Below are 11,866 nucleotides of genomic sequence, written 5' to 3'. Positions count from 1 at the left end.
CAAGAACTAGCCTAGCGTTAGCAGCCCGTGTTCATCCCGGCGCTGGCCGGCCATGGCTACCGGGAGCTGTGGTACGTGGCCGGGGCGAGCCCGCGGCGCGGCTTCTCCACGTGTGCCACGGCCCTACAGCACCCGCTCCGGACGGGCCAGGATCCCGGGGACCAGTCGGGCACTGAGACCAGCAGCGGCCCGGACCAGACCGAACCCGGCCGCGAACACACAGACCGCCGTGGCGACCGCGATCGGCTGCGTGAACACCGCCATCCCCACCAGCGGCAGCAGCAGGAGGCTCGCGCACAGCGCCGACCCGCCGGCCACCAGCCACAGCGAGGACATCACCGCGCGGCGGGAGGCCTCCGCCATCACCGAGCGCGGCACGCCCAGGCGGTCCATCGCCACGTGGACGGGAGCACGGTCCAGGGTGGCCGCGGCCTGGTTGATCCCCACCGAGCACGCCACCATGAGGAACGACGCCGCGACGGTCACCAGCACGCCGGTCGAGACGTCCCGGAAGAGCCACCGCTCGGCCGTGTCCATCCCCGTCGTGTCGGCCGACGTGGAGAAGGCCAGGCCGACGGCGCCGAACACCCCGACGAAGCTCGTCATCGCCATCCCGCTGACCTGCCGCCAGGCCGCCTGCGGAGACTCCAGGACCGTGCGGGCGGCCAGGAGTCGCGGGACGGTCCGGGCCTTGCGGACCTGACGCCGTCCCCGGACCCCGATCAGCCAGGGGCCGACGACGTCCAGGGCGAGCAGCACCCCGGCGAACACGGCCCCGAGCACGGCGACGATCGCCACCGCACCGCCCAGCCGGCCGAACAGGCTCAGGCTCTGCGTCGCCAGGATCCCCAGGAGCACCACCGCTGCGGCGAGCGCGGCCCGCACCCAGTGCACCCGTCCGGCGCGCTGCCGGGTGCGCACCCCGAGCGGCGTGACGACGACGGCACGCAGCCCGACGACGGCGCTCGCGGCGGCCAGCAGGGTCACGGCGAGCACGATGAGCGGCAGGGCGTACCAGGGCAGCCACATCTGGCCGCCGAGCGGGGTGCCGCGGAACGACAGCAGCCCGACGAGCGGGGCGGTGGCGGCGTACACGACGATCCCGGCCACCGCACCGACCAGGGCCGACGCCGCCGCCTCGAGCACCGTCAGGGCGGTGACGGTGGCGCGCGTGGCTCCCAGCAGGCGCAGGGAGGCGAGTCGCTCGTCCCGCCGTCGGGCAGCCAGCCGTGCCGCCGACGCCCCGACCGTGGCCAAGGGCACGATCAGCAGCGCCAGGGCGATCGTCGCCAGGGACGCGTAGGTGGGGGCGAGCTCGTCCTCGCCGCCGTAGAACGACTGCGCGCCACCTGCCACCAGCGCGACCAGCGTCGTGACCACGGTGAAGGCGACCACGGGCAGGGCGGCGGCGAGGCGGTCGCCGTCGCGCCGGCGGGCGAACAGCGGCGCGATCTGCAGCGCGGTGCGCACCGAGCTCATCGCGTCGCCTCCTGCGTCGCCACGGCGGTGTCGGAGACCACGCGGCCGTCTCGCAGGGTGACGGTGCGGGCGCAGCGGCGGGCGACGTCGACGTCGTGGGTGACGACGACGAGGGTGCGGCCGGCCTGCACCGCGGACAGCAGGACGTCCAGCACCTCGGTGGACGTGGTCGAGTCGAGCGCGCCCGTCGGCTCGTCGGCGAAGAGGAGCCGTGCCCCGGTGACCTGCGCGCGGGCGATGGCGACACGCTGGGCCTGCCCGCCCGAGAGCTCGCCGAGCCGGCGCTGCTCCAGCCCGGCCAGACCCAGGTGCGCGAGCCACTGCGCGGCCTCCCCCTCCGCCTGGGCGCGCGGGACCCCGGAGAGCATGCGCGCCACGGCGACGTTCTCGAGCGCCGTGAGCTCGTGGAGCAGGAGGCCCTGCTGGAACACGAAGCCCAGCTGCTCGCGGCGCAGGCGAGCGCGACCGTCGTCGTCCAGGGCGGTGACGTCGACCAGACCGCTCGCCGCGGCCAGGGTGACGGTCCCGGCGGTGGGCCGCAGGATGCCGGCGAGGCAGTGCAGCAGGGTCGTCTTGCCGGAGCCGGACGCGCCCATGATCGCCACGGACTCGCCCGGAGCGACGTCCAGGTCGACGTCCGCCAGGGCAGGTGCGGTGCCGCCCGGGTAGCGCATCTCCAGCGCGCGGGCCTGCAGCAGTGAGGTGGTCATGCGTCCACCGTGCCTCGCGGGTGGCCGCGGCGTCGTCGGACCTGGGTGGGATCCGTCCGCGGAGGTGTCCACCTGCGGGTGGACGCGGCCTCAGGGTTTGCCCGGAGACCGTCAGAGCCCGCGGCGGAGCTTCTCCACCAGCGGCTGGATCCGGTAGGGCACCAGCTCGCCCATCGACAGGGCCGTCTCGGTCCGCTGCACGCCGTCGATGCGCAGGATCGCGGCGTCGATGCGGAACAGGTGGTCGGTGTCGCGGCACACGACGTGCACGCGCAGGTCCGCGACGCCGCTGTGGCCGTAGGCCTGGACGACCTCGGGGATCTCGGCGAGCTCGGTGACGATCCGGGCGAGCTCCTGCTGGTGCACGGTCACCTCGATGAAGGCGGTCAACGGGTGCCCGAGCACGGCCGGGTCGATGCAGCGGTCGAACTCGCGGAACGCGCCGGCCTGCTCCAGGCGGGTCAGTCGGGCCGCCACGGTGTTGCGCGAGATGCCCAGCCGCTGGGCGAGGGCGACCGTCGTCGCGCGCGGATCCTGCGAGAGGGCCCTCAGCAGTGCGAGGTCCACGGCGTCGATGCTGTGCACCCGTCCAGCCTATCCGCCGACGTGCCCGGTTCGTTCGGCAGTTCCTGTCAGGTTCGGCAGCTTGAACTGCCGAACGCGCCCGGAACTGCCGAACGACAGCCGGCCCTCACGGCGTGCACCAGGTTGAGCACTCTGCTTGCCCTGGCATCGCGAGGCCGAGCATGGTGCTCAGCCGCCCCGACGGCGGTGGTGCGGTGTGACCCCGCAGCATTACGTTCGCCACATCGGCGCTCGACGAGGAGCGCCGGCTCCGATGCGAGGTGAGGCCACCCATGCCCAGCACCACGGATCCGAGGACGCGGCGCCTGTCACGAGCAGGCCACGACTCCTCGGTGGACAGCGCCCACGGCGGCGCGCGGGACCATGCGCCTGCGCCTGCCCACCCGGCCCCGGCGCCCGAGGGCGTCGACCCCGGCGACGGGACCGTCCGGCTGATCGACGCCGACGGGACCCGCCGACCGGACGCCACGTACGACCGCTGGGTCGAGGACGTCGACCACGCGGCTCTGCGTGACCTGTACGAGGACATGGTCGTCGTGCGCCGCATCGACACGGAGGCCACCGCCCTGCAGCGCCAGGGGCAGCTGGCCCTGTGGCCCCCGTTGCTCGGCCAGGAGGCCGCACAGATCGGGTCGGCCCGGGCGCTCGCGACCGACGACTTCGTGTTCTCCAGCTACCGAGAGCACGGCGTCGCCCACGTGCGCGGCATCGCCGGCGCGGACCTGCTGCGCGTGTGGCGCGGCGTGACCGGCGCCGGATGGGACCCGCACGAGGCGCGGATGGCGCCGATGCAGGTGATCATCGGCGCGCAGGCCCTGCACGCCGTCGGATACGCGGTCGGCATCCTCGCGGACCAGGGCGCCGACCCGGACCAGTCCACCGAGGCCGTCATCTCCTACTTCGGCGACGGTGCCACGAGCCAGGGCGACGTGGCGGAGGCGTTCACGTTCGCCTCGACCTGGACCGCGCCGGTCGTGTTCTTCTGCCAGAACAACCAGTGGGCGATCTCCGAGCCCGTGTCCCTGCAGTCCAAGGTGCCCCTGGTCGAGCGTGCCCGCGGCTACGGCATGCCGGGAATCCGGGTGGACGGCAACGACGTCCTCGCCGTGCTCGCCGTCACCCGCGAGGCTCTGCACCGCGCGCGCACCGGCGGTGGACCGACCTTCGTCGAGGCCGTCACGTACCGCCGCGGGCCCCACACCACCGCCGACGACCCCACCCGCTACCGCACGTCCGCCGAGATCGAGCACTGGGAGGCCCGCGACCCGATCGACCGGATCGCTGCCCACCTGCGTGCCGAGGGCGCCCTCGACGACGACGGCGAGGCTCGCGTCCAGGCGGCCGCCGACGCTGTCGCGGGCGAGCTGCGCGCCGGGGTCACCACCATCGCGGACCCGTCCTGGCAGGACGTCTTCGCGGAGGTGTACGCCGAACCGCACGGCGAGCTCGAGGCCGAGCGGGACGCCTACTCCCGGTACCTCGACGGGTTCGAGACGGCCGAGGGAGGCGGACGATGACCGGCGCGACCACGCAGATGACCCTGGCGCAGGGCCTCAACGCGGGCCTGCGCCAGGCGCTCACCGACGACGACCACGTCGTCCTGCTCGGGGAGGACATCGGCGCGCTCGGCGGGGTCTTCCGCGTGACCGACGGATTGCAGCGCGAGTTCGGCACCCGCCGGGTGATGGACACGCCGCTCGCCGAGTCGGGGATCCTCGGCACCGCCATCGGCATGTCGTACCGCGGCTACCGTCCGGTGGTCGAGATCCAGTTCGACGGGTTCGTCTACGTGGCGTTCGACCAGATCGTCAGCCAGGTCGCCAAGATGCATGCCCGCACCCGCGGCAAGGTCCCCATGCCGATCACCATCCGCATCCCGGTGGCCGGCGGCATCGGCGCGGCGGAGCACCACAGCGAGTCGCCGGAGACGTACTTCGTGCACACGGCCGGGCTGCGGGTGGTGTCGGTGTCGAACCCGCAGGACGCGAGCACGGTGCTGCGCCAGGCCATCGCCTGCGACGACCCGGTGGTCTTCTTCGAGCCCAAGCGGCTCTACCACGTCAAGGGTGAGGTGGACCCGGCCGTCGACCTCGCCGACGCCACGCCGATGAGCGCGGCCCACGTGGTCCGCCCGGGGCACGACGTCACCGTGGTGGGCTGGGGCTCGCACGTCGCCACCGCGATCGACGCCGCCGAGGCGTACGACGACGGCGCGTCCGTCGAGGTGATCGACCTGCGGTCGCTCTCGCCCTGGGACGCCGACGCCGTCGCGGAGTCCGTGCGCCGCACCGGGCGTCTCGTCGTGGTCCACGAGGGCCCGCGGCAGGTCGGGGTCGGCGCCGAGATCTGCGCGACCGTCACCGAGCGGTGCTTCGAGCACCTCGAGGCGCCGCCCGTACGCGTCACCGGTCATGACGTCCCCTACCCGCCCGCCAAGCTCGAGGGTCACCACGTGCCGGACCTGGACCGGGTGTGCTTCGGCATCGACCAGGTGCTGGGCCGTGTGCCGCTCGACGTCCCGACGGTCACCCGGACCGCCCAGGAGGTGGCCGCATGAGCACCCAGGACTTCCTGCTCCCGGACCTCGGCGAAGGGCTGACCGAGTCCGAGGTGGTCGAGTGGCGCGTGGGACCCGGCGACACGGTGACCCTGAACCAGGTGATCGCCGAGGTCGAGACCGCCAAGGCGCTCGTGGAGATCCCCTCGCCGTACGCGGGCGTCGTCGCCCGGCTGCACGCCGAGGAGGGCCAGGTCGTCGAGGTCGGCGAGCCGCTGGTCACGTTCGAGCTCGACGGGGCGGACGGGGGCCGCGGCAACGGTTCGGCGCTTGCGTCCGAGGAGAAGCCTGCAGCCGCCGAGGAGCCCGCAGCGGCCGAGGACTCGACGGAGTCCACCGACTCGCCCGCCACGTCGGCTTCCTCGGCCTCCGCGGACACGTCGGCGTCGTCCGCCTCCGCGGCATCGCCCGAGGAGTCCGCCGCGGAGGAGTCCCGGCCCAACCTGGTCGGCTACGGCGCCCGCGCGGCCCGGCGCGGTCGCCCGACCCGCCGCCCGCGCAAGCCGGTCGCCATGCCCGGTGTGCCGCCGTCGGACGGTGTGGCACCCCGCGCCACCGCGACCCGCCGCGCCACCCCGGGAGTCCGGGCGATGGCCCGGCGACTCGGCGTCGACCTCACCCAGGTCACCGGGTCCGGCGCGGACGGGCGCATCGTGCGCGACGACGTGGAGACCGCGGCGCACGGTGCACCGGGCGCACGCGCCGGCCGTCCGGAGCCCGTGGACACGCGTGAGCCGGTACGCGGCGTGCGCAAGCACACCGCGGCGGCGATGGTCGCCAGCGCGGCGATCCCGCAGGCGACGGTCCACCTCACCTGCGACGTCACCGCGCTGACCGAGCTGCTGACCCGCCTGCGGGAGCACCCGCGCACGGCCGGCACGCGCCTGACAGTGCTCGCCCTGGTCGCCCGCGCCGTCTGCGTGCTGCTGCCCGACCACCCGGCACTCGTCACCCGCTGGGAGGAGTCCGACGACGGCCCCCAGCTCGTGCGCCCGGCGCACGTCCACCTGGGGATCGCGGTCGCCACGGACCGCGGGCTGGTGGTGCCGCACGTGCCGCACGCCGACGAGCTCTCCCTGGCCGGCCTGGCCCGGGCGCTCGGAGACCTCACCGCGACCGCGCGGGCCGGACGCACCCGGCCGGAGCGGCTCACCGGTGGCACCCTGACCCTCACCAACGTGGGTGTCTTCGGCGTCGACGCGGGCACGCCGCTGCTCAACCCCGGCGAGTCCGCGATCCTCGGCATCGGGCGGCTCGCGCGTCGCCCGTGGGAGCACGCGGGAGAGATCGCGCTGCGCGAGACGCTGACGCTCAGCCTCACGTTCGACCACCGGGTGGTCGACGGCGAGCAGGGCGCCCGGTTCCTCGCCGACCTGGGAGCGCTCCTCGCCGACCCGGGACTGGCGCTGCTCCTCGGCGGCTCCGACGGTGCGGATGGCGACGGCACGCCGACCGACGACGACGGGCGTGGCGCATGACCGTCCTCACCTCCACCGTCGACCCGGCGAGCGACGCCGCCCGCGCGAACGCCGACGCGCAGGGCGCGCTCGCGACGGCCCTGCGCGAGCGCACGGCCGAGGCCTCCCGGGGCGGCTCGGATGCCGCCCGCGAGCGCCACGTGGGCCGCGGCAAGCTGCTGCCGCGCGACCGGGTCGACCGGCTGCTCGACCCCGGCAGCCCGTTCCTGGAGATCTCCCCGCTCGCGGCGTACGGCGTCGACGCCGGCCCGGGCGAGGTGGGCGAGTGGCCCGGCGCAGGCGTCGTGGCAGGCATCGGGCTGGTCAGCGGGCGGCAGGTGATGGTGGTCTGCAACGACCCCACGGTCAAGGGCGGCACGTACCACCCTCTGACCGTCAAGAAGCACCTGCGCGCGCAGGAGATCGCGCTGGAGAACCGGCTGCCGTGCGTCTACCTGGTGGACTCGGGCGGGGCGTTCCTGCCCCGCCAGGACGAGGTGTTCCCCGATCGCGACCACTTCGGCCGGATCTTCTACCACCAGGCGCGGCTGTCGGCGGAGGGGATCCCGCAGATCTCCGCCGTGCTGGGCTCGTGCACGGCGGGCGGGGCGTACGTCCCGGCGATGAGCGACGAGACGGTCATCGTGCGGGACCAGGGCACGATCTTCCTGGGTGGACCGCCGCTGGTGAAGGCCGCGATCGGCGAGGTCGTCACGGCCGAGGAGCTGGGTGGGGGAGAGCTCCACGCGCGGCGCTCCGGCGTCGTGGACCACCTGGCCGACGACGACGAGCACGCCCTGGACATCGTGCGCGACATCGTCGCGACCCTCCCGTCCGACCCCGAGCCCGCGTGGGCCGTCGACGAGACCGAGGCGCCCGCCGTCGGCCCGGACGCCGCGGCAGGCCCGGGTGCAGCGGCCGGCGGTGCCGGGCTGGACGCCGTGGTGCCCGCCGACGTCCAGCAGCCCTACGATCCGCGCGAGGTGATCGCGCGCCTGGTGGACGGCAGCAGGCTGTCCGAGTTCAAGGCCGAGTACGGGACCACGCTGGTGTGCGGGTTCGCGCACCTGCACGGCCACCCGGTGGGCATCCTGGCGAACCACGGCGTGCTGCTGCGCGAGTCGGCGCTCAAGGGCGCGCACTTCATCGAGCTGTGCGACCAGCGCGGTATCCCGCTGCTGTTCCTGCAGAACATCTCCGGGTTCATGGTCGGCACCGACGCCGAGGCCGGCGGGATCGCCAAGGACGGCGCCAAGATGGTCACGGCCGTCGCCACCGCCCGGGTGCCGAAGCTGACCGTCGTCGTGGGCGGGTCGTTCGGTGCGGGCAACTACGCGATGTGCGGGCGGGCCTACTCCCCGCGCTTCCTGTGGACCTGGCCGGGTGCGCGGGTCTCGGTGATGGGCGGCGAGCAGGCCTCGGCCGTGCTGGCCACCGTCAAGCGCGACCAGGCCGACGCCCGCGGCCAGGAGTGGGACGCCGCGGACGAGGAGACGTTCCGTCGCGAGATCCGGGACTCCTACGAGGCGGCAGGCAACCCGTACCACGCGACCGCCCGGCTGTGGGACGACGGCATCATCGAGCCGGCCGAGACCCGACGCGTCCTCGGCATGGCCCTGGCGGTGTGCGCCCGCACCCCGCTCCCGGCGACCCAGGGCCCGCGGTTCGGGCTCTTCCGGATGTGAAGCACGTGTTCAGCACAGTCCTGGTCGCGAACCGCGGCGAGATCGCCTGCCGGGTGATCGGCACCCTGCGCCGCCTCGGCATCCGGTCCGTGGCCGTCCACACCGACAGTGATGCCGGGGCCCGGCACGTCCGCGAGGCCGACGTCGCGGTCTCGCTCGGACCGGCGCGCGCCTACCTGGACGTCGGGGCGGTCGTGGCGGCCGCCGTCGCGACCCGGGCCGAGGCGATCCACCCCGGGTACGGCTTCCTGTCGGAGAACCCGGAGCTCGCCCACGCGTGCGAGCGGGCGGGGATCACGTTCGTCGGCCCGCCCGCCGGTGCGATCGAGGCGATGGCGGACAAGGTCGCGGGCAAGCGCATCGTCGCCGACCGCGGCGTGCCCGTGCTGCCGGGCACCATGGACGCGGGGCTCGACGACGCGGAGCTCGTCGCGGCCGCGGCAGACGTCGGGTTCCCGCTGCTGGTCAAGCCCGTCGCCGGGGGCGGCGGCAAGGGGATGGTGGTCGTGGGGGACGCGGCCGCGCTGCCGGAGGCGCTGGCCTCCGCACGGCGGGTCGCGACGTCGGCGTTCGGCGACGACGGGCTCCTGCTCGAACGGCTCGTGGAACGGCCCCGCCACGTCGAGGTGCAGGTCCTCGCGGACGCCCGGGGCGCCGTCGTGCACCTCGGCGAGAGGGAGTGCACGCTGCAGCGCCGCCACCAGAAGATCGTCGAGGAGGCGCCGTCGCCCGTGGTCGACGCCGCGACGCGTGACCGGCTCGGCGCGGCGGCCTGCGAGGTCGCCCGGTCGGTCGGGTACGTCGGCGTCGGCACCGTGGAGTTCCTCGTGCCCGCGGACGCGCCGGACGACTTCGCATTCATCGAGATGAACACCCGCCTGCAGGTGGAGCACCCCGTCACCGAGATGGTCACGGGCCTGGACCTGGTCGAGGCCCAGCTCCGCGTCGCGGCCGGCGAGCCGCTGTGGTTCACCCAGCAGGACGTGCGGATCACGGGTCACGCCGTCGAGGCGCGGGTGTACGCCGAGTCGCCGGCGCGCGGGTTCCTGCCGTCGGTGGGCCGCGTCGACGTGTTCGACGACGCCGGCGTGGGCGCGGGACCTGCGGCGTTCCCGCTCCGGCTGGACGCGGGCGTCGCCAGCGGCGACGAGGTGTCCGGCGACTACGACCCGATGCTCGCCAAGGCCGTCGCCCACGGCACCGATCGTGACCAGGCCCTGGCGCGGCTCGACGGGCTGCTCGCCCGGACGGCGGTGCTCGGCGTGGAGACCAACACCGGGTTCCTGCGGGACCTGCTCGCGGACCCTGAGGTCCGAGCGGGCAAGCTCGACACGGGTCTGGTGGACCGTCTCACCACCGACCTGTCTGAAGGTGTCGCGGGTAGGCAGCCACCAGGTCCTGACAGCTCGTGGGTGGTGGTGGCGCTGCTGGCCGCGGGCGACGCCATCGCCGGGCCGCGCGGTGCCGCCGACCCGTGGGTCGCCGACGGGTGGCGGCTCAACGCACCCCGGGTGCCCCGCCCGGTCGCGCTGCGCGACCCTGCCGGGGACACCCACGACCTCGCCGTGACCGGCCATCGTGGCGACGCCGTCGTGGTGCGCGACGGCGGCACACCGTTCCGTGCCGGGCTGCGGCCCGCCGGAGGCCCGGCGCACCGTTGGCTGCTCACCGAGCTGTCAGAACGTGGCGCGGGTACGCCTCGACCAGATTCTGACAACGGGCGCGCCCCAGAGTTGTCAGAACGTGGCGTGGGTATGCCTCGACCAAGTTCTGACAGCTCGCGGGTGGAAACCGTGGCCGCCCTCCGCGTCGGCGACACCGTCTGGGTGGCCCGCGCTGGCCGGACGTCCCGCTTCACCGTCCTGGACCGAGCTGCCCGCGCCGCGCTGAGCCGCAGCGGACGGACGGCCGTCGGCGGCGCGGGCGCACCCGCGACCGGACCCACCGAGATCCGGGCGCAGATGCCCGGCACTGTCACCGCCACCCATGCCGAGGGGCCCGTCCTCGCCGGCGCCGCCGTCGTCGTCGTCGAGGCCATGAAGATGGAGCACCCCCTGCCCGCACCCGCCGCAGGGACCCTGCGCGTCGTGGTGCACCCGGGCGACCAGGTCCGCCTCGACCAGGTGGTCGCCGTCGTCGAACCCGAAGGAGCGTCATGATCCCCGACACCGCCGCCACCGCCCTCACCGACGAGCAGCGCAAGCTCAGCCAGACGGTGCGCGAGTTCGCCGACGAGGTCGTCGCGCCCGCGGCCTACCAGTACGACACCGAGCGCCGGCTGCCGATGGAGATCATCGCGCAGATGGGCGACCTCGGGCTGTTCGGCCTCCCGTTCCCCCGCGAGGTCGGCGGGCAGGGCGAGGACTACGTGTCGTTGTGCCTCGCCGTCGAGGCGCTCGCCCGCGTCGACCAGTCCATCGCGGTGACCCTCGAGGCCGGTGTGGGGCTAGGCATCATGCCGATCTACCGGCACGGCACGCCGGAGCAGAAGGAGCGCTGGCTGCCGGACCTGGTGGCCGGCCGGGCGCTCGCGGCGTTCGGTCTCACGGAGGCCGGCGCGGGGTCCGACGCCGGGGCGACGCAGACCCGGGCACGGCTCGAGCCCGGTCCGGGTGGGGACGAGTGGGTCATCGACGGGACCAAGCAGTTCATCACCAACTCCGGGACCCCGATCACCAGCGTCGTCACCATCACGGCCGTGACGGGGGAACGCGTCGGCCGCGACGGCGTCGCCCGCCCCGAGCTGTCCTCGATCCTGGTGCCCGCGGGCACGCCCGGCCTCGCGGTCGGCGAGCCGTACGACAAGGTCGGGTGGCACACGTCGGACACGCACCCGCTGGCGCTCGACGACGTCCGCGTGCCGGCGTCGAACCTGCTCGGCGAGCGGGGCCGCGGGTACGCGAACTTCCTGCGCGTGCTCGACGAGGGGCGGATCGCGTTCGCCGCGCTGGCCACCGGCGCCGCCCAGGGCTGCCTGGAAGAGGCGTTGCGGTACGCGAACGAGCGCGAGGTGTTCGGCCACTCGATCGGGAGCAACCAGCACGTCGCCTTCACCCTCGCCCGGATGCAGGCCCGCGTGCACGCGGCACGGCTGTGCTGGCTCGACGCGGCCCTCAAGCTCACGCACGGCAAGCCGTTCAAGGCGGAGGCGTCCGTCGCGAAGCTGACCTCCGGCGAGGCGGCCATGGCGAACGCCCGCGACGCCTCGCAGATCTTCGGCGGGTACGGGTTCCTCAACGCCAACCCCGTGGCCCGGCACTACCGGGACTCGAAGATCCTGGAGGTCGGCGAGGGCACCACGGAGGTGCAGCTGATGGTCATCGCCCGCGACCTGGGACTCACCGCATGAGCGCCGAACAGGACGTTGCGCCCGGTATGGGCGTGGATTGCGGG

Annotated in this window: 9 protein-coding genes; 6 read left to right on the top strand and 3 right to left on the bottom strand. The window is 74.3% G+C overall.

All coding sequences use genetic code 11. The annotated features are described in order from the left end of the window. Positions 1 to 123 precede the first annotated feature (123 nt). From UQW22_RS01740 to UQW22_RS01730, 3 genes are all read right to left on the bottom strand, one after another. Positions 124 to 1,479, bottom strand: a complete 1,356-nt coding sequence (locus UQW22_RS01740; protein WP_407319116.1) for an FtsX-like permease family protein — start codon at positions 1,477 to 1,479, stop codon at positions 124 to 126. Beyond that, entirely contained in the window at positions 1,476 to 2,189 is a 714-nt protein-coding gene (locus tag UQW22_RS01735; protein ID WP_407319115.1) for an ABC transporter ATP-binding protein, read from the bottom strand. Before UQW22_RS01735 ends, UQW22_RS01740 begins: the two co-directional genes overlap by 4 nt. Before the next feature lie 111 nt (positions 2,190 to 2,300). Further along, positions 2,301 to 2,774, bottom strand: coding sequence for an Lrp/AsnC family transcriptional regulator (locus tag UQW22_RS01730; protein ID WP_106264886.1), 474 nt, complete (start codon positions 2,772 to 2,774; stop codon positions 2,301 to 2,303). A gap of 332 nt (positions 2,775 to 3,106) precedes the next feature. Here UQW22_RS01730 and pdhA point away from each other — a divergent pair, with 332 nt between their 5' ends. The 6 genes from pdhA to UQW22_RS01700 are packed head-to-tail and all read left to right on the top strand — an operon-like array spanning position 3,107 to position 11,822. Then, complete coding sequence (gene pdhA, locus UQW22_RS01725) at positions 3,107 to 4,291, top strand: pyruvate dehydrogenase (acetyl-transferring) E1 component subunit alpha (RefSeq protein WP_407319114.1); 1,185 nt, start codon at positions 3,107 to 3,109, stop codon at positions 4,289 to 4,291. Beyond that, the gene (locus UQW22_RS01720; RefSeq protein ID WP_407319113.1) at positions 4,288 to 5,331 is read left to right on the top strand and encodes an alpha-ketoacid dehydrogenase subunit beta; all 1,044 of its coding nucleotides are present in this window, start codon (positions 4,288 to 4,290) and stop codon (positions 5,329 to 5,331) included. Before pdhA ends, UQW22_RS01720 begins: the two co-directional genes overlap by 4 nt. Continuing rightward, the gene (locus UQW22_RS01715; protein ID WP_407319112.1) at positions 5,328 to 6,809 is read left to right on the top strand and encodes a dihydrolipoamide acetyltransferase family protein; all 1,482 of its coding nucleotides are present in this window, start codon (positions 5,328 to 5,330) and stop codon (positions 6,807 to 6,809) included. The genes UQW22_RS01720 and UQW22_RS01715 overlap by 4 nt, the downstream gene beginning before the upstream one ends. Next, on the top strand, positions 6,806 to 8,473 hold the full coding sequence (locus tag UQW22_RS01710; protein WP_407319111.1) for a carboxyl transferase domain-containing protein: 1,668 nt from the start codon (positions 6,806 to 6,808) through the stop codon (positions 8,471 to 8,473). The genes UQW22_RS01715 and UQW22_RS01710 overlap by 4 nt, the downstream gene beginning before the upstream one ends. A gap of 5 nt (positions 8,474 to 8,478) precedes the next feature. Then, complete coding sequence (locus tag UQW22_RS01705) at positions 8,479 to 10,632, top strand: biotin carboxylase N-terminal domain-containing protein (RefSeq protein ID WP_407319110.1); 2,154 nt, start codon at positions 8,479 to 8,481, stop codon at positions 10,630 to 10,632. Further along, positions 10,629 to 11,822, top strand: a complete 1,194-nt coding sequence (locus UQW22_RS01700; protein ID WP_407319109.1) for an acyl-CoA dehydrogenase family protein — start codon at positions 10,629 to 10,631, stop codon at positions 11,820 to 11,822. The genes UQW22_RS01705 and UQW22_RS01700 overlap by 4 nt, the downstream gene beginning before the upstream one ends. Positions 11,823 to 11,866 lie beyond the last annotated feature (44 nt).

It is taken from the genome of Isoptericola halotolerans, from assembly GCF_045689585.1.
Taxonomy (GTDB): Bacteria; Actinomycetota; Actinomycetes; order Actinomycetales; family Cellulomonadaceae; genus Isoptericola; species Isoptericola halotolerans_B.
Note: the sequence above shows the minus strand (reverse complement) of the source record. Positions and strands in the feature narration are given on the sequence as shown.